Origin of the sequence: Enterobacter cloacae complex sp. SYL003, from assembly GCF_049236925.1 — a bacterium.
Taxonomy (GTDB): Bacteria; Pseudomonadota; Gammaproteobacteria; order Enterobacterales; family Enterobacteriaceae; genus Enterobacter; species Enterobacter intestinihominis.
Map to the genome: position 1 here is coordinate 126,215 of NZ_JBMKJK010000007.1, position 18,258 is coordinate 144,472.

Annotated in this window: 13 protein-coding genes; 4 read left to right on the plus strand and 9 right to left on the minus strand. The window is 57.8% G+C overall.

The features are described 5' to 3' along the window. The first annotated feature begins 49 nt into the window (after positions 1-49). Positions 50-1,876, plus strand: coding sequence for a chitinase (locus tag ACOT1A_RS11200; protein WP_063146163.1), 1,827 nt, complete (start codon positions 50-52; stop codon positions 1,874-1,876). 144 nt (positions 1,877-2,020) lie between these two features. Here ACOT1A_RS11200 and ACOT1A_RS11205 read toward each other — a convergent pair whose 3' ends face one another. From ACOT1A_RS11205 to aqpZ, 8 genes are all read right to left on the minus strand, one after another. Next, positions 2,021-3,034, minus strand: coding sequence for an NAD-dependent epimerase/dehydratase family protein (locus ACOT1A_RS11205; RefSeq protein WP_105323042.1), 1,014 nt, complete (start codon positions 3,032-3,034; stop codon positions 2,021-2,023). Between the two features lie 92 nt (positions 3,035-3,126). Beyond that, complete coding sequence (locus tag ACOT1A_RS11210; protein WP_063148386.1) at positions 3,127-4,563, minus strand: SDR family oxidoreductase; 1,437 nt, start codon at positions 4,561-4,563, stop codon at positions 3,127-3,129. A gap of 10 nt (positions 4,564-4,573) precedes the next feature. Further along, a complete protein-coding gene (ltaE, locus tag ACOT1A_RS11215; protein ID WP_032624552.1) occupies positions 4,574-5,575 on the minus strand; it encodes a low-specificity L-threonine aldolase in 1,002 nt (333 codons plus the stop codon). 37 nt (positions 5,576-5,612) lie between these two features. Continuing rightward, complete coding sequence (gene poxB, locus ACOT1A_RS11220; protein WP_023305792.1) at positions 5,613-7,331, minus strand: ubiquinone-dependent pyruvate dehydrogenase; 1,719 nt, start codon at positions 7,329-7,331, stop codon at positions 5,613-5,615. Between the two features lie 238 nt (positions 7,332-7,569). Continuing rightward, entirely contained in the window at positions 7,570-8,538 is a 969-nt protein-coding gene (hcr, locus tag ACOT1A_RS11225) for an NADH oxidoreductase (protein WP_058646183.1), read from the minus strand. Positions 8,539-8,548: 10 nt separating this feature from the next. Next, complete coding sequence (hcp, locus tag ACOT1A_RS11230) at positions 8,549-10,201, minus strand: hydroxylamine reductase (protein ID WP_023299708.1); 1,653 nt, start codon at positions 10,199-10,201, stop codon at positions 8,549-8,551. A gap of 144 nt (positions 10,202-10,345) precedes the next feature. Next, entirely contained in the window at positions 10,346-11,245 is a 900-nt protein-coding gene (locus tag ACOT1A_RS11235) for a lysine exporter LysO family protein (RefSeq protein ID WP_368958448.1), read from the minus strand. A gap of 176 nt (positions 11,246-11,421) precedes the next feature. After that, positions 11,422-12,117, minus strand: coding sequence for an aquaporin Z (gene aqpZ, locus ACOT1A_RS11240; protein ID WP_026080729.1), 696 nt, complete (start codon positions 12,115-12,117; stop codon positions 11,422-11,424). A gap of 291 nt (positions 12,118-12,408) precedes the next feature. On the opposite strand from aqpZ, the gene ACOT1A_RS11245 reads away from it, so the two are divergent. After that, on the plus strand, positions 12,409-14,067 hold the full coding sequence (locus ACOT1A_RS11245) for an ATP-dependent endonuclease (protein ID WP_023299709.1): 1,659 nt from the start codon (positions 12,409-12,411) through the stop codon (positions 14,065-14,067). Here the strand turns inward: ACOT1A_RS11245 and ACOT1A_RS11250 are convergent. Further along, positions 14,064-15,020 (minus strand): VirK/YbjX family protein, encoded by a 957-nt coding sequence (locus ACOT1A_RS11250; protein WP_038415768.1) that lies wholly within the window; start codon positions 15,018-15,020, stop codon positions 14,064-14,066. The two genes, ACOT1A_RS11245 and ACOT1A_RS11250, sit on opposite strands and share 4 nt — an antisense overlap. 159 nt (positions 15,021-15,179) lie before the next feature. Between ACOT1A_RS11250 and macA the strand changes: the two genes are divergently transcribed. Together macA and macB are read left to right on the plus strand one after the other, a co-directional pair. Next, positions 15,180-16,295, plus strand: a complete 1,116-nt coding sequence (macA, locus tag ACOT1A_RS11255; protein ID WP_023305794.1) for a macrolide transporter subunit MacA — start codon at positions 15,180-15,182, stop codon at positions 16,293-16,295. Continuing rightward, complete coding sequence (gene macB, locus ACOT1A_RS11260; protein WP_023305795.1) at positions 16,292-18,232, plus strand: macrolide ABC transporter ATP-binding protein/permease MacB; 1,941 nt, start codon at positions 16,292-16,294, stop codon at positions 18,230-18,232. Before macA ends, macB begins: the two co-directional genes overlap by 4 nt. The last annotated feature ends 26 nt before the right edge of the window (positions 18,233-18,258 follow it).

The following is an 18,258-nucleotide window of genomic DNA, read 5'->3' on the forward strand; positions in this document are numbered from 1 at the left end:
CCTAAGCCGGGATATTAACATTTAATTTGAAACGAACAGGAAAACTGAAATGAACAAAAGGACGTTACTGAGTGTACTTGTTGCTGGTGCTTGCGTTGCACCTTTTATGGCGCAGGCCGCCTCTTTGCAGGCGACCACCGGCGAGCCGTACACCATGAAAGCCAGCGATCTGGCGAAGAAAGAGCATGAGCTCACTAACTTCCCGCTGATGGCCTCCGTTAAAGAGACTATTCAGACCCTGGACAACGCGCAGGTCGAACTGATTGAGCCAGGCCGCGCGGCGAACCCGGACAACGTCAAACGCGTTGAAGGGATTGTGAAAGCCAGCGACTGGGAATATCTCTTCCCGCTGCGTGCACAGGCTTATACCTACAGCAACTTCCTGAAAGCCGTGGGTAAATTCCCGGCGCTGTGTAAGACCTACAACGACGGTCGTGACAGCGACGCTATCTGCCGCAAAGAGCTGGCGACCATGTTTGCCCACTTTGCCCAGGAAACCGGCGGCCACGAAAGCTGGCGTCCGGAAGCCGAATGGCGTCAGGCGCTGGTCCACGTGCGTGAAATGGGCTGGAGCGAAGGGCAGAAGGGCGGCTATAACGGCGAATGTAATCCGGACGTCTGGCAGGGACAGACCTGGCCTTGCGGTAAAGACAAAGACGGCGATTTCCTGAGCTATTTCGGACGCGGTGCGAAACAGTTGTCCTACAACTACAACTACGGTCCATTCTCTGAAGCGATGTACGGCGACGTGCGTACCCTGCTCGATAAACCTGAGCTGGTGGCGGACACCTGGCTGAACCTGGCCAGTGCTATCTTCTTCTTCGCCTATCCACAGCCGCCAAAACCAAGCATGTTGCAGGTGATCGACGGTACATGGCAGCCGAACGATCACGATAAAGCCAACGGCCTGGTCCCGGGCTTCGGTGTAACAACCCAGATCATCAACGGCGGCGTTGAGTGCGGCGGCCCGACTGAAATTGCGCAGTCTCAAAACCGTATCAAGTATTACAAAGAATTTGCGAACTACCTGAAAGTACCTGTTCCGGCGAACGAAGTGTTGGGTTGCGCCAACATGAAGCAATTTGACGAAGGTGGCGCAGGCGCCCTGAAGATTTACTGGGAACAGGACTGGGGATGGAGCGCGGATACTCCGGACGGCAAGACTTACTCTTGCCAGCTGGTGGGTTATCAGACACCGTTCAGCGCGTTCAAAGAGGGCGACTACAGCAAGTGCGTGCAGAAGTTCTATAACGTGAATATCGTGAATGACGACGGTTCCTCGGTGACGCCGGACGAAACCCCGGTCACGCCAACGCCAACACCTTCTGAAGATGTTACGCCGGCCCCAACGCCAGCGCCAGTTCCGGATGAAACTCCGGTTGAACCTGTCGCGGTGAACCACGCGCCGGTTGCGCAGATTGCGGGCCCAATCGGTGCCGTTGAAGCGGGCGCGCAGGTTTCTCTGAGCGCGGAAGGCTCTACCGACGCAGACGGCAACAAGCTGACCTACACCTGGCGTTCTCAGGATGGCCAGACCGTGACCGGCGAAGATAAAGCGGTGGTGACCTTTAAGGCGCCTGAGTCTGCAACGGCGCAGCAGTATGAAGTGAGCCTGACCGTCAGCGATGGCGAGCTGAGCAGCACCACGTCTTACCTGCTGAACGTGAAAGCGAAAGCGACAACGCCATCCGGAGAAGATACGTCTTACCCGGCATGGAGCGCGAACAGCAAGTACAACGCCGGTGATATCGTGAACAACCACGGTAAATTGTTCCAGTGCAAACCGTTCCCGTACAGCGGCTGGTGTAACAGTGCGCCGACGTACTATGAGCCGGGTGCAGGCCTGGCATGGGCTGAAGCCTGGACGGCTCTGTAAAAGCAAACGGCAACCCTCGGGTTGCCGTTTTAATGTTTGCACCCTCTACCTGAGGGAGAGAGCCGGGGTGAGGGCATCAGTCCGCACTCTCTGTTTTTTGCCGGGTGGCGCTGCGCTTACCCGGCCTACATGAGGCTGGAACGCTTACCGGTGCAACTTCCCGTGATCCCGTAACCACGCCGCCGTACGCACTATCCCTTCATCGAGCGAGATAATCGGTTTATATCCCATCTCGTTCTCCGCCCGCGAAATATCCAGCGTAAAATCAAAGTTGAGCTTCGACACACCGTAATGCGTCAGCGCAGGCTCTTTCGCCGATTTACTGCCAAAGCGTTCCATGCTGCGGGCAATCATGTCCAGCATCGGGTAAGGAACAGAACGGATCCGGCAGTCGATTTTTAACTCGTCAATCAGCCTTTGCACAATGCTGCGCAGGGTACAGGGTTCGCCGTTGGTGATGTTGTACGCGCGGCCCGACACCAGCTTATCGCATTCCGGCTGGCTCGCCAGCCACATGGCGTGAACGGCATTTTCGTAATAGGTCATGTCCACCAGCGCATCGCCGCCGCGCGGTAACAGCACGCTGCCGTAGTGGTGCATCATCTGGGCCAGTCGCGGGATAAAGACTTTGTCGTGCGGCCCAAACAGGCTCTGCGGACGCAGCACGGTAAAGCGGGTGTGCGGGTTTGACTGGGCCAGCAGGTCGATCACCTCTTCGCCCGCCGCTTTACTGCGGGCAAACTCGCAGGCGAAGCGCGCCGGGCGGAAATCTTCCTGAATATCACGATGGTGGTGATAGTCGAAATAGAGCGACGGGGAGGAGATATGAATAAAGTTACGCACGCCCCAGGCGACGGCCCATTCGCCCAGACGACGCGTGGCGCGCACGTTGGCGAGATCGAAGGCTTCCTGGGTACCCCACGGGGAGGTAAAACTGGAGCAGTGCCACAGCGTATCGATACCGGCGAGCATCACCTTGGCCTGAGAGGAGACCAGCTCCGTCAGGTCGGCATGGACAAACTCAGCGCCCATTTTTTGCAAGAGCTTGCCCATCGCCTCGTTGCGACCGGTGGCCCTCACGCTGATGCCTTTGTTGCGCAGAAATTCGACCGCATTTCGGCCTAAGCCGCTGGTCGCCCCGGTAACCAGTACCTTCATAACAATCCACTGTGTTGAAAAGAATTTCGTGCGCATTCTTTCGTGAATTACGATGTGTTGCAATGGGAAAGGTGAAAGAAAAAGGGTTTTATTTAATTACTTTCCCGCTTTTCTTCTGCCAGTTGCGCAATCCGTTTCGCCATTCCGCGGAAGATAAACAGGTGTGCCGGGATCATCAGCAGCCAGTAGAACAGGCCGGGCATTCCGTGCGGGTGCCACCACGCCCGAACGTCCAGCTCGCGGTGATCGCCTTTGTCTTTAAGGGTGAAGCAGAGCCGCCCCAGCCCCGGTGCCTTCATGCCAAACAGCAGCGCCAGCTGTTTTTCCGGCTCAACGATGATCACCTTCCAGCTGTCGACCGTATCGCCCACGTTCAGATACGGGGCGGCAGGACGGCCTTTTGCCAGCCGGTGACCCACCAGTAGGTCCAGCGTGCCGCGCGTTTGCCAGAGGATATTGCCGAAGAAATAGCGCTCTTTGCCGCCGATCTGGTTCACAACGTCCCACAGCGCTGAGAGGCTGGCAGTGGTTTTTACCGTACAGCCCGCCTGTTTTGGGTAATAGCCGTACTCGGGCCGCCAGCGGGCAAACGCCTGCGCATCGTAGCCCCAGTCGCTGGAGTTCACCAGCTTCTCTTCTTCTTTCAGCGTATTGCGTACGGCATCGTCGAAGGGGATCAATTCCTGAGGGATCAATGCACGCAGTTCACGATCGTCCGCCAGCAGATCGTGCTTCAGTCCCTGTATAAGCGCTTTGGCAGTCGTCGGCGGCACGGAGGTGATCACATTCAAAAACCACACCGAAATCCAGCGGGTCGGGAAGGGGACGGGCACCAGCCAGCGGCGGCGGCCACTCACCCGCATGAAATGTTCGAACTGCGCCTGATAGCTCAACACTTCCGGGCCAGCCGCCTCCAGCACACGATGCGCCGCCGCCGGATGATCCAGCAATGCCACCAGATAGTGGAGTAAATTCTCCAGCGCAATGGGCGTAGTGCGCGAGCGTACCCAGCGCGGCGGTGTCAGCACAGGCAGGTTGTAGACCATATCGCGCATCACTTCGAACGCGGCGGAACCCGCGCCGACGATGATCCCTGCCCGCAGTTCGGTGACGGGGATACGGGCGCTTCGCAATGTCTCTGCCGTCAGTTGCCGGGCGCGCAGATGGTCTGACTGCTCGTTCTCAGGCGCCTGAAGCGAGCTTAGAAAGATCACCTGCTTTACCGGCGTTTGCAGCAGCGTATCACGTACGTTCATCGCCACCTGACGCTCGTGGGCGATAAAATCGCCGCCTTCGCCCATGCTGTGAACAAGGTAGTACAGCGTATCGACCCCTTCCAGCAGCGCAGGAAGCGCTTTCGGCCAGTTAAGGTCAACGTTGTGACACGTCACGCCAGGCAAATGTAGCTTTTGCAGGCGTTCCGTGTTGCGTGCCACTGCCAGCACCTGGTGCCCCTGCTGGCTTAACGCAGTGGTCAGATGCTGACCGATATACCCGCTGGCACCGAGCACCAGAATACGTTGCGGCACGGTATGCTCCTTAACGCTGTAAAAACGCCTGCCAGTGTTTCACCACCTCGGTCAACTGCTCGCGGTTAACGTCAAGATGCATCACCAGTCGCACGACCGGGGAGGCGTTGATCAGCACGCCTCGGGCTTTCATAAATTCGCCCAGCGCGGCAGCATGCTCATTGCCGACGCGGACAAACAGCATGTTGGTGTCATGACGCATGACATCAGCGCCGATTTCACGCAGCTGCGCTGCCATCCACGCCGCATTGTCGTGATCGTCTTTCAGGCGTGACACGTTATTTTTCAGGGCGTACAGTCCGGCAGCCGCCAGAATACCCGCCTGACGCATCCCGCCGCCGGTCATTTTGCGCCAGCGGTTGGCGCGTCTGATGTAGTCCGCGCTGCCAACCAGCAGGGAACCTACCGGCGTGCCCAGCCCTTTAGAGAGGCAAATGGTGAACGAGTCGCAATATTGGGTGATCTCTTTCAGCTCGCAGCCGTACTCCACCACGGCGTTGAAGATACGTGCGCCGTCAACGTGCAGGCCGAGCTTGCGCTCGCGGGTAAAATCCCATGCCGCTTTCAGGTATTCGCGCGGCAGGACTTTACCGTTATGGGTGTTTTCGAGGCTCAGCAGTTTAGTGCGGGCGAAGTGAATATCATCGGCTTTGATTTTTGCCGCGACTTTGTCCAGCGGCAGCGTACCATCCGGCGCGGCATCGATCGGCTGCGGCTGAATGCTGCCAAGCACCGCCGCGCCGCCGGCTTCGTACAGGTAGTTATGCGCCCCCTGGCCGACGATATACTCTTCGCCGCGCTCGCAGTGGCTCAGCAGCGCCACCAGGTTAGCCTGCGTGCCGGTGGGCAGGAACAGGGCAGCCTCTTTACCGCTCAGCTCGGCCGCATAGCGCTGGAGTTCGTTGACCGTCGGGTCATCGCCGTAGACGTCGTCCCCGACCGGGGCGGCCATCATCTCTTCGAGCATGGCGCGGCCCGGACGGGTAACGGTATCACTACGTAAATCAATCATTTCACATCCCTTTCATTAAGAGGTCTTGTGAAATGTTTTACCTGAGCCAGTTGGTTTTTGCCAGTTCGATCACTTCGTCACCGCGCCCGCTGATGATGGCGCGCAGCATGTAGAGGCTAAAACCTTTAGCCTGTTCCAGCTTGATTTGAGGCGGGATTGCCAGCTCTTCTTTGGCGACCACCACATCCACCAGCACCGGGCCGTCGATGGCGAAGGCACGTTGCAGGGCTTCGTCCACCTCTGAGGCTTTCTCCACCCGAATACCGGTGATACCGCAGGCTTCGGCGATGCGGGCAAAGTTGGTGTCGTGCAGCTCGGTGCCGTCCGTGAGGTAGCCTCCGGCCTTCATCTCCATCGCCACAAAGCCCAGCACGCTGTTGTTAAAGACCACGATTTTCAGCGGAAGCTTCATCTGCGCCACCGACAGGAAATCCCCCATCAGCATACTGAACCCGCCGTCGCCGCACATCGCCACCACCTGACGTTCCGGTGCCGTCGCTTTTGCGCCCAGCGCCTGCGGCATGGCGTTGGCCATTGAGCCATGGTTGAACGAGCCAAGCAGGCGTCGTTTGCCGTTCATTTTCAGATAGCGCGCGGCCCAGACGGTGGGCGTACCCACGTCGCAGGTGAAGATGGCATCGTCGTCGGCGAAGTGGCTGATCTGCTGCGCCAGATACTGCGGGTGGATCGCTTTTTCGCTCGGTTTGGCGAGATCGTCCAGCCCCTTACGCGCATCGCGATAGTCGCTCAGGGCTTTATCGAGGAATTTGCGGTCCGTTTTTTCTTCCAGCAGCGGCAGGAGGGCGGCGAGGGTGGATTTAATATCGCCGATAAGCGCCATATCCACCTTGCTGTGCGCGCCGATGCTACCGGGATTAATGTCGATCTGGATAATTTTCGCATCCGTCGGGTAGAACGCGCGGTACGGGAACTGGGTGCCGAGCAGGATCAGCGTATCGGCGTTCATCATGGTATGGAAGCCGCTGGAAAAACCGATCAGCCCGGTCATGCCCACATCGTACGGGTTATCGTATTCAACGTGCTCTTTCCCGCGCAGGGCGTGCACAACTGGCGCCTTCAGCTTAGCGGCAAATTCCACCAGCTCTTTATGCGCGCCGGCACAGCCGCTGCCGCACATCAGGGCGATATTGCTGGAGTATCGCAGCAGTTGCGCCAGCTTTTTAAGCTCTTCATCCGCAGGGGTAATGGTTGGCTGTGGCGCAGAGTACCAGTGGGTGGTGGCGGTTTCAGGTGCAGCCTTCAGCGCCACGTCCCCCGGCAGCACAACCACCGAAACCCCGCGATTCAGGATCGCCTTACGCATGGCTATCGCCAGCACCTGTGGGATCTGCTCCGGCGACGAGACCAGCTCGCAGTAGTGGCTGCATTCACGGAACAGCTCCTGAGGATGCGTCTCCTGAAAATAGCCGCTGCCGATTTCGGATGACGGAATATGTGCGGCAATCGCCAGCACCGGAACATGGTTGCGGTGACAGTCGAAAAGACCGTTGATAAGGTGCAGGTTTCCCGGTCCGCAGGAACCTGCACAGACGGCGAGTTCGCCCGTGAGCTGCGCTTCGGCACCCGCGGCAAAGGCGGCGACCTCTTCATGGCGGGTGGGCATCCATTCAATGGTCTTCATCTTGTTGAGGCTGTCGCTGAGTCCGTTCAGCGAATCGCCGGTGACGCCCCAGATACGCTTTACGCCAGCCTGCTCCAGGGTTTTCGCTATGTATGCAGCCACGGTTTGTTTCATGGTGGTCCTTCTCCTTTATGTGATATCGCTTACAAGCTTAGAAGAAAGTCACTGTATTGGCTGCCTGGTATTCCATACGCACAGGCAGTAGGCACAACGTAAGCCGGGTAAACGCAGTGTCACCCGGCAAAAAGCCCGGTGGCGCTAACGCTTACCGGGCCTACGAAGAGCCAACATGTACAAAGTAGGCCGGGTAAACGCAGTGCCACCCGGCAACAAATGGGGGCACTGCGCCAGATTATGCCAGCACCAGGTCCCCCTGCGGATGGCATGAACACGCCAACACGTAACCCTCTGCAATTTCCGCATCGGTCAGCGTCATGGTGCTGGTGACGGTGTATTCACCGGAAACCACCTTCGTCTTACAGCAGCCGCACACACCCGCGCGACAGGCTGCCGCTACCGGCACGTTATTGCTTTCGAGCGCTTCAAGCAGCGTGGTGCCCACGCGACCAAAGAAGGTCTGCGCCGGTTGCAGCTTCGTGAACTTCATCCCGCTGGTCGCCGCTGCCGCTACAGGCGTGAAGAACTGCTCTTTAAAGAAGCGGGTCACGCCGAGCGCGTTCACTTCTTTCTCCACGATCTCCATGTACGGCGCCGGGCCGCAGGTCATCACGGTACGATCCGCAATGTCCGGCACGCTTTGCAACATTTCGCGGCTCAGACGCCCCGCGACAAAACCGTGCGTCGCGTTGTGCTCAGCCACCAGGGTCACCGGATAATTTCGCCATTCCTCGGCAAAAATCACATCTTCCGGGGAACGCACGCTAAAGATCACCTGCACGTCGGCCTGAGGACGGTATTTCGCCAGCCAGCGGCGCATCGACATAATCGGCGTTACGCCACAGCCTGCCGCCAGAAGCAGGAATTTGTCTTCCTTCTTGTCGTCACAGGTGAACTCGCCCTGCGCGTCAGACAGCCAGATGTAATCCCCGCGCTTCACGTCACGGGTCAGCCACCGGGAGCCTGCGCCGTCATCAATACGACGGACGGTGAGCGTTATGTATTCGCTCACGCCCGGCGTGGAGGAGATCGTGTAGGCGCGCAGGGTATCCGCCGAATTACGCACACTCACCAGCGCATACTGACCTGCGCGGTACGGGTAGTAGTCATGGCACAGCAGCGACAGTGTCCACACATCCGGCGTCTCCTGTTGGATGTGATGAACCTGCATCCGCCACGGACATTGTGAGGTTGGCATGGTCATGAGTTACTCCTTACGCGCTCAGCAGTTGCTTCATATCATCTTCAACGTTGGTCACGGAACGCAGACCAAATTTCTCGTTCAGGATGGCCAGCAGGTCCGGCGTCAGGAAGCCTGGCGCGGTCGGCCCGGTGACGATGTTGGTCACGCCGAGAGAGAGCAGGGTCAACAGAATAACGATCGCTTTCTGCTCGAACCAGGAGAGCACCAGCGACAGCGGCAGATCGTTCACGCCGCAGCCCAGTTTCTCTGCCAGCGTGACCGCCAGAATGATGGCTGAATACGCATCGTTACACTGACCAGCATCCACCAGGCGTGGCAGACCTTCGATGTTGCCGAAGTCCAGCTTGTTGAAACGGTATTTACCGCAGGCCAGGGTCAGGATCAGACAGTCTTCCGGAACGCGGGTGGCGAAATCGGTGAAATAGTTACGTTCCCCGCGCGCGCCGTCACAGCCGCCGATCAGGAAGATGTGACGCAGTTTCTCACGGCTGACGAGGTCAATCAGGGAATCCGCCGCACCCAGCAGGGTCTCACGGCCAAAACCGACGGTGATGAGGTGCGGAATTTCGCTGTACGGGAAGCCTGCCATCTGCTGCGCCTGTGCGATAACCGGACCGAAATCATCGCCTTCAAGGTGGCTCACGCCCGGCCAGCCGACGATGCTGCGGGTCCAGATACGGTCGTCATACGCGCCCACGGTAGGGTCGATGATGCAGTTAGAGGTCATGACGATTGGGCCAGGGAAGCGGGCGAACTCCACCTGCTGGTTCTGCCAGCCGCTGCCGTAGTTACCGATCAGATGCTTAAATTTACGCAGTTCCGGGTAGCCGTGCGCGGGGAGCATTTCGCCGTGGGTATAAACGTTAACGCCGGTGCCTTCGGTCTGCTTCAGCAGGTTGTAGAGATCTTTCAGGTCGTGGCCGGAGATCAGGATGCATTTACCTTCGGTCGCTTTGACGTTGACCTGCGTCGGCGTTGGGTGACCGTAGGTGCTGGTTTCACCGGCATCCAGAATGCTCATCACTTTGAAGTTCATCTGGCCGATTTCCATCGAGCATTCCAGCAGGGCGTTCATGTCGGAAGGCCAGGTGCCCAGCCATGCCATGATTTTGTGGTACTGGGCATAAATGTCGTTGTCGTACTGGCCGAGTACGTGCGCGTGCTCCATATACGCCGCAGCACCTTTCAGACCGTACAGGCACAGCAGGCGCAGGCCGAGGATGTTCTCGCCAATCGCCGCTTTGTCTTTATTGGGAGTAAATTCGGCGGCCTGACGCTGTAGCTCGCCCAGGTCGTCGCTCACCAGCTGTAGTTCCGCCATCGGGTTGTCCACGCGGGCGCTGGCGTCGGCATTCAGGCATTGCGCTTTCAGGGCTTCACGCAGGGCAATCGCTTCGCGGGCATAGCCCACAATGCGTGGTGAATCGAAGTTAACGTTAGTCAGCGTGGAGAAAAATGCGCGCGGCGCAAAGCTGTCGACATAGTGATCGACAAGGCCATATTCACGGGCCTTGAAGGCCCAGGCGGATAAGCCTTGCAGCGCCGCAATCAGCAGGTCCTGGAGATCGGACGTTTCTGCGGTTTTGCCGCACATACCCTGCGCGTAAGAGCAGCCGTTGCCTGCCGGGGTACGGATGGTTTGTTCACATTGCACACAAAACATAATCACACCTGTTAAAGTTATATTTGAGATACATGTTTAAGGTTATGCCTGTGCCACAACGGAGAAAAGTGCTTTCTTATACTAAGTGGAGGGTTATTGATTTAGCGCAATTTTGGCGGCAGGTTCACTACCGCCAAAGCAGTATCAGGCTGAGAAGAACGCCATCAGAATGGGGACCAGCAGGCTCATAATAAAGCCGTGTACAATAGCGGCAGGAACCATCTCCAGACCTCCCGAGCGCTGTAACACCGGCAGGGTAAAGTCCATTGAGGTGGCCCCGCACAGGCCCAGCGCGGTAGAGCGGCTGCGGCGTACCAGGCCGGGGATCAGCATGATGGCTATCAGCTCGCGCGCCAGATCGTTAAAGAAGGCGGCGCTGCCGATCACCGGACCAAACGATTCGGTCAGCAGAATACCGGACAGCGAATACCAGCCAAAACCGGATGCCATCGCCAGGCTGGTTTTCAGCGGCAGATCGAGAATAAAGGCGTTAATCACTCCCCCCGCCATTGAGCTGGCCACAACGATAACGGCAACCATCATGCCCCGGCGGTTCAGGACAATCTGCTTCAGCGTCATGCCATTATTTCGCAACTGAATACCGATCAGGAAGAGCAGGAAAATCAGCGTATATTCGCTGGCTTCCGTAGCGTGCTGTAAAAAAGCCCATCCGGTTAGCCCCAGTAAAAAACCGAGCACCACCACGCCGCACAGCTTTAATGATTCCAGCGCCATCGCAATTCGGGAGGGAAGCTTTTCCTGATGGTGGTGATTTTTCCAGGGAATAGTGCGTTCCAGCCAGAACAGCGCGGCAATATTGCACAGCAGAATAACCACTACCGTAACCGCAGAATAATGCAGGATGGAAAGCAAGTTCGTCGCCAGATTATCCAGGAAGGCCAGGCTGATCCCCATAAAGAACAGAATGACGTAAACAATCCAGCTGAGAAAACGATTAATAAGCTTTAAGGCCGATTCATGACGCAGCGGAATAAGATAGCCCACAATCAGGGGCAGAAGAATGATGAGGAGTCCTGAGAACATGAACAGCCGGTCCTTTTGAGTATCATTTAAGCGCCAGAGACACTACCCAATAAAGGCTGTGAGGTAAAGCTACAAAAAAAGCCGGGTGGCAGCTACGCCTTACCCGGCCTACAAAGTGCACACCCACGTAGGTCGGGTAAGCTTTATCGCCACCCGACATTACAGGCCGCACTTAATTAATCGCGTTTTTCCAGCAGGGTGCGATACAGCACGCCGCCCAGAATACCGCCAATAATTGGCATCACCCAGAACAGCCACAGCTGTTCAAGCGCCCAGCCGCCCTGGAAAATAGCCACCGCGGTACTGCGTGCCGGGTTAACGGAGGTATTGGTCACCGGGATGGAGATCAGGTGGATAAGCGTCAGCGCCAGACCAATAGCAATGGGGGCAAAGCCCGCAGGCGCGTATTTGTCCGTTGCGCCGTGGATCACCAACAGGAAACCTGCGGTGAGCACAATTTCAATCACGATAGCAGACAGCATTGAGTAGCCGCCTGGAGAGTGTTCGCCGAAGCCGTTTGACGCAAATCCGCTGGCCGCGGCGTCAAACCCGGCTTTCCCGCTGGCAATGACGTACAACACCGCCGCGGCAATAATACCGCCAATAACCTGGGCAATAATATAGCCAATAATATCTTTCGCCGGGAAACGTCCGCCCGCCCATAAACCTAACGTGACGGCCGGGTTGAAATGACCGCCGGAAATATGCCCCACGGCGAATGCCATGGTTAATACTGTTAAACCGAATGCCAGCGCGACGCCGACAAATCCAATACCTAATTCCGGAAATGCGGCTGCGAGTACTGCGCTACCGCAGCCACCAAACACCAGCCAGAATGTACCAAAGCATTCTGCCGCTAATTTTCTGAACATAACCACCTCAATAATAAACGTCCGCGCCCATTCCTGCGCGCGGGTTATATCGCCATAAAGGGATGACGACTCAAAGAGCCAGTATTTTGAAACCATCAACATCCCTTCGCCACTCAAATAAATTCACTAAATTTGATTTAAGGCAATGTGATGTCAATCCTTGTTCAGAACGGAGGTAATTAGAGCATAGCCCAATTATTAAGGGGGCGTATATTCTGCTGTCGTGACCTACAGCCTGCCGCTATACTGCTGATAACTTGAAGGAAAAAGTGGCCGAAATGCGGGGGATGTATGCTACTCGAACGTGTGGAGATTGTCGGGTTTCGCGGGATTAACCGCCTGTCGCTGCAACTGGAACAGAACAACGTCCTGATAGGCGAAAACGCCTGGGGTAAATCCAGCCTGCTGGATGCCCTGACGCTGCTGCTTTCGCCCGAAGAGAACTTGTACCACTTTGTCCATGATGACTTCTGGTTTCCGCCGGGGGATGTCAATGGGCGCGAGAAACACCTGCATATCATTCTGACCTTCCGCGAATCCGAGCCCGGACGCCATCGCGTGCGTCGTTTTCGCCCTATGTCGCCCTGCTGGGTGCCCTGTGAAGATGGGTTCCAGCGTATTTTCTATCGCCTTGAGGGCGAAATGGCGCAAAACGACGGGGTATTAACCCTGCGTGAATTTCTTGATGAGAAGGGGAATCCGATCCCGCTCGATAATATTGACGAGCTTGCCCGCCATCTTATCCGCCTCTCCCCCGTGTTGCGCTTACGAGACGCGCGCTTTATGCGGCGGATCCGTAACGGCACCGTGCCGAATATGCCCGAGGTGGAAGTAACCGCCCGCGAGCTGGATTTCCTCGCCCGTGAACTGGTCTCGCGGCCGCAGAACCTCACCGACGGCCAGATCCGTCAGGGGCTGTCTGCCATGGTCCAACTGCTGGAGCACTACTTCTCTGAGCAGGGAACGGGGCAGGCGCGCCACCGCCTGATGCGCCGCCGCTCGCACGACGAGCAACGAAGCTGGCGCTATCTCGATATTATCAACCGCATGATCGACCGCCCCAGCGGGCGCACGCATCGGGTGATCCTGCTGGGATTATTCTCCACGCTTTTACAGGCGAAAGGGACGGTGCGCCTGGATCGGGACGCGCGCCCGCTGCTGCTGGTGGAAGATCCGGAAACGCGGCTGCACCCGATTATGCTTTCCGTGGCGTGGCATCTTCTTAATCTGCTGCCGTTGCAGCGTGTCACCACCACGAATTCCGGCGAGCTGCTCTCCCTGACGCCGGTGGAGTATGTCTGCCGCCTGGTGCGTGAATCCTCGCGGGTCACCGCCTACCGGCTCGGGCCCGGCGGGTTAAATGCCGAAGATGGCCGACGCATTGCGTTTCATATCCGTTTTAACCGAGCCTCTTCCCTGTTTGCCCGCTGCTGGTTGCTGGTGGAAGGGGAAACTGAAACCTGGGTGATAAACGAGCTGGCGCGCCAGTGCGGGCACCACTTTGATGCCGAAGGGATCAAAGTGATCGAATTTGCTCAGTCTGGCTTAAAGCCGCTGATCAAATTTGCGCGCCGGATGGGGATAGAGTGGCACGTGCTGGTGGATGGCGATGAGGCGGGTAAAAAATATGCGGCGACCGTGCGTAGCCTGCTCAATAACGATCGTGAAGAGGAGCGGGAACATCTGACCACGCTGCCCGCGATGGACATGGAGCACTTTATGTACCGCCAGGGATTTGACGACGTCTTTCACCGCGTGGCGATGATCCCGGTGGATGTGCCCATGAATATGCGTCGGGTGATTGCCAAAGCTATCCATCGGTCGTCAAAACCGGATTTGGCCATTGAAGTCGCGACGGAAGCGGGCAGGCGGGGCGTAGAGTCGGTGCCCACGCTGCTGCGTAAAATGTTCTCCCGCGTCCTCTGGCTGGCACGCGGGAGAGCCGATTAACGGGCAGTCGCCTGCGATACCTGTTGATGCAGGCTATCAAGCAGGATATAGCGGCGGCGGTACTCGGACCGTTTTTTACTCGCAATCTCTTCCATCGGTTTGCGTGGCATGGTCAGTGGCAGGGCAAAGTTGCCGTTCTCCTGCTGCTGTCCGCCAAGGGAGCGCCAGAAGCTGTCATAGTCAGCCAGCAATTTTCCCTCTTTTTTCTTGCGATAGCGCCAGCTGCGGTAGATGTGGGTGGCGTTACTCACCGCGAGGATCTGCTCGACGGGGAAGGCGCCTGCCAGCGTCATGACCGCTTCAACCAGCAGACGTTTTGGGAACAGTCCGTGACAGGCTTTGGTCGCCAGCTGAATGTGCTCGTGCGGGACATGCGCTTTCGCCCCCTGCATTCCGCCGATGAAGAGCGTTGACTTGCCCTGGTATTTGCACAGCGTAAAGGTCAGCTCGGCCAGCACCGTGTTCTGGTGGTCGCAAAAAGTGAGGGTCGCTTCCCCTTCTTTGTCCAGAAACGCATCCGCGCTCAGGCGAACGCTAAACTGCTGCTCCTCTTTGCCCGTTAACGTCACCAGCGTGATGCCCTGGCTGGAAAGGTAGCCGTTCAGCAGTGACGCCGGAAGATGGCGGCTCATCATCTGATAGTGATTGTCCAATGCGTCCAGCGTATTCTGACGGCCCATATTGACGGTCAGCCACGGTCGGTGCAGGCGGCACGGCAGGCCGGGCTGCACGCGCAGGATCTGCATCAGACGGGGCTGTTTTGCAAGGTTTCCGAGCAGGCGCGCAGTGGTGAACGGCGTTGCCAGCGAGCGCAGCATAAACTTACGTCGATAGGCCGGATTTTGCCACGCCAGCCCCGGCGTGAGGGAACCCGATGCCAGGCTTTTAAACAGTTGCCAGCCCGATTTAGGCTGGGACAGCGTTGAATAAGGTGTATCGACGATGGAAGACATGTTAGATCCTGCTTCTGGTGGAATTTCGCTATTTCAGCAGGCGCTTTATCAACATCGGGTAAACAATTCCCGACGATAACGGGGATCGGGGGTTTCGTTGAGGAGTGGTTTAGATAAAATCAACGGTGATGATAGCCAGAACAATTATTTGGAATATTTATGAACCTGAAGGGAAAACGCAGAAAGCTGTTTCTGCTGCTGGCGGTAGTGGTGTTAGCAGGCGGATTCTGGTTATGGAAGGTACTGAACGCGCCGGTACCACAGTATCAAACGCTGATTGTTCGTCCGGGCGAGCTGCAACAAAACGTGCTGGCGACGGGGAAGCTGGATGCCCTGCGTAAGGTTGACGTGGGCGCGCAGGTCAGCGGTCAGCTTAAAACCCTGTCGGTTGAGATTGGCGATAAGGTTAAAAAAGGCCAGTTGCTGGGCGTGATCGATCCTGAGCAGGCGCAAAACCAGATCCGCGAAGTGGAAGCGACGCTGATGGAGTTGCGCGCGCAGCGCGCTCAGGCTCAGGCGGAGCGTAATCTCGCTCAGGTCACCCTGTCGCGCCAGCAGGCGCTGGCGAAAACGCAGGCCATCTCGAAACAGGATCTGGACACAGCCGCCACGGAGCTGGCGGTGAAGCAGGCGCAGATTGGCACCATCGATGCGCAAATCAAGCGGAATCAGGCCTCGCTGGATACGGCGAAAACCAACCTCGATTACACGCAAATCGTTGCGCCAATGGCCGGGGAAGTGACGCAGATAACCACCCTGCAAGGCCAGACGGTCATCGCCGCGCAGCAGGCGCCGAACATCCTGACCCTGGCGGATATGAGCACCATGCTGGTGAAAGCCCAGGTATCTGAAGCGGACGTCATTCACCTTAAGCCGGGGCAGAAAGCCTGGTTTACGGTGCTGGGCGATCCGCAAACCCGCTATGAAGGGATGCTGAAAGATATCCTGCCGACGCCGGAGAAGGTCAACGACGCCATCTTCTACTATGCGCGTTTTGAGGTGCCAAACCCGCAGGGCGTGCTGCGTCTGGACATGACCGCTCAGGTGCATATCCAGTTGACCGGCGTGAAAAACGTGCTGACGGTTCCGCTCTCCGCGCTGGGCGAATCCGCCGGGGACAATCGCTACAAGGTGAAAGTGCTGCGCAACGGTGAAACCCGCGAGCGGGAAGTGGTGATTGGCGCACGTAACGACACCGACGTGGTGGTGGTAAAAGGGCTGGAAGAGGGTGAGGAAGTGGTCACCAGCGAAAGCCTGCCTGGAGCCGCGCAATGACGGCGCTGCTTGAGCTGAATGACATTCGTCGCAGCTATCCGTCCGGCGACGGGCCGGTGGAGGTGCTGAAAGGCATCTCCCTGCGCGTTGAAGCCGGTGAAATGGTGGCGATTGTCGGGGCATCGGGCTCGGGTAAATCAACGCTGATGAACATTCTCGGCTGTCTGGATAAGCCTACCAGCGGCACCTATCGCGTGGCCGGGACGGATGTTTCCACCCTGGACGGCGACGCGCTGGCGAAGCTGCGTCGCGAGCATTTTGGCTTTATCTTCCAGCGTTACCATCTGCTTTCACACCTGAGCGCGGCGCAGAATGTGGAAGTGCCAGCGGTGTATGCGGGCGTCGAGCGCAAAAAACGCCTCGAACGCGCGAAGGCGCTGTTAACGCGTCTTGGGCTGGCGGAGCGTGTTGATTATCAGCCTTCGCAGCTTTCCGGCGGTCAGCAGCAACGCGTGAGTATTGCCCGCGCGCTGATGAACGGTGGGCAGGTGATCCTCGCCGATGAGCCAACCGGTGCGCTCGACAGCCATTCCGGTGAAGAGGTGATGGCGATCCTGCATCAGCTTCGCGATCAGGGGCATACGGTGATTATCGTCACCCACGATCCGCAGGTGGCAGCGCAGGCGGAACGCATTATCGAGATCCACGACGGCGAGCTGGTCAGCAACCCGCCGCCACGTCAGTCCAGAGCGGCGGCGGCGAAAGAGGCGCTGCCAGCCGCAACCGGCTGGGGCCAGTTTTCCAGCGGTTTCCGCGAGGCGCTGACCATGGCCTGGCTGGCGATGGCGGCCAACAAAATGCGCACTCTGCTGACCATGCTTGGCATCATTATTGGTATTGCCTCAGTGGTGTCGATTGTGGTGGTGGGCGATGCGGCGAAACAACTGGTGCTGGCAGATATTCGTGCCATCGGGACTAACACCATCGACGTTTATCCCGGCAAAGATTTTGGCGACGACGAGCCGCAGTATCAGCAGGCGCTGAAGTATGACGATCTGGCGGCTATTCAGAAGCAGCCGTGGGTGAACTCCGCCACGCCTGCCGTCTCGCAAAACCTGCGTCTGCGCTACGGCAACATCGACGTGGCGGCCAGCGCTAACGGCGTCAGCGGAGATTACTTCAACGTCTACGGCATGACCTTCAGCGAAGGGGCGACCTTCAACGCTGAACAGCTGGCGGGCAGGGCGCAGGTGGTGGTGTTAGACGCTAACTCCCGCAGGCAGCTGTTCCCGAATAAGACCAATGTGGTGGGGGAAGTGATCCTCGTAGGCAACATGCCAGCGACGGTGATCGGCGTGGCGGAAGAGAAGCAGTCGATGTTCGGCAGCAGTAAAATCCTGCGCGTCTGGCTGCCGTACACCACCATTTCCGGGCGCATCATGGGGCAGTCCTGGCTTAACTCTATTACCGTTCGAGTGAAGGAGGGCTACGACAGCGGGCTGGCAGAACAGCAGCTGGAGCGGCTGTTAACCCTGCGCCACGGGAAAAAGGATTTCTTCACCTGGAATATGGATGGCCTCTTGAAAACGGCGGAAAAGACCACACGTACTCTTCAGCTGTTCCTGACGCTGGTGGCGGTGATTTCGCTGGTCGTCGGCGGGATAGGGGTGATGAACATTATGCTGGTGTCGGTGACCGAACGTACGCGGGAGATCGGCATCCGCATGGCGGTCGGAGCCAGAGCCAGCGACGTGCTGCAGCAATTTTTGATTGAAGCGGTGCTGGTGTGTCTGGTGGGCGGTGCGATGGGGATTGCGCTCTCGATGATGATCGCCTTTGCGCTCCAGCTCTTCTTACCGGGCTGGGAGATTGGCTTCTCGCCGATGGCGATCCTGACGGCGTTTTTATGTTCCACCTTCACCGGTATTCTGTTCGGCTGGCTACCGGCGCGAAACGCGGCGCGGCTGGATCCGGTGGATGCGCTGGCGCGCGAATAACCCGAAAATAAAAATGCCAGCCGATC

Bases quoted from the DNA above. Each gene is read 5' to 3' on its own strand.
- ACOT1A_RS11245 (WP_023299709.1), top strand. From the start codon at position 12,409: ATGCTACTCGAACGTGTGGAGATTGTCGGGTTTCGCGGGATTAACCGC.
- hcr (WP_058646183.1), bottom strand. From the start codon at position 8,538: ATGACCATGCCAACCTCACAATGTCCGTGGCGGATGCAGGTTCATCAC.
- macA (WP_023305794.1), top strand. From the start codon at position 15,180: ATGAACCTGAAGGGAAAACGCAGAAAGCTGTTTCTGCTGCTGGCGGTA.
- macB (WP_023305795.1), top strand. From the start codon at position 16,292: ATGACGGCGCTGCTTGAGCTGAATGACATTCGTCGCAGCTATCCGTCC.
- ACOT1A_RS11205 (WP_105323042.1), bottom strand. From the start codon at position 3,034: ATGAAGGTACTGGTTACCGGGGCGACCAGCGGCTTAGGCCGAAATGCG.
- hcp (WP_023299708.1), bottom strand. From the start codon at position 10,201: ATGTTTTGTGTGCAATGTGAACAAACCATCCGTACCCCGGCAGGCAAC.
- poxB (WP_023305792.1), bottom strand. From the start codon at position 7,331: ATGAAACAAACCGTGGCTGCATACATAGCGAAAACCCTGGAGCAGGCT.
- ACOT1A_RS11235 (WP_368958448.1), bottom strand. From the start codon at position 11,245: ATGTTCTCAGGACTCCTCATCATTCTTCTGCCCCTGATTGTGGGCTAT.
- aqpZ (WP_026080729.1), bottom strand. From the start codon at position 12,117: ATGTTCAGAAAATTAGCGGCAGAATGCTTTGGTACATTCTGGCTGGTG.
- ltaE (WP_032624552.1), bottom strand. From the start codon at position 5,575: ATGATTGATTTACGTAGTGATACCGTTACCCGTCCGGGCCGCGCCATG.
- ACOT1A_RS11250 (WP_038415768.1), bottom strand. From the start codon at position 15,020: ATGTCTTCCATCGTCGATACACCTTATTCAACGCTGTCCCAGCCTAAA.
- ACOT1A_RS11200 (WP_063146163.1), top strand. From the start codon at position 50: ATGAACAAAAGGACGTTACTGAGTGTACTTGTTGCTGGTGCTTGCGTT.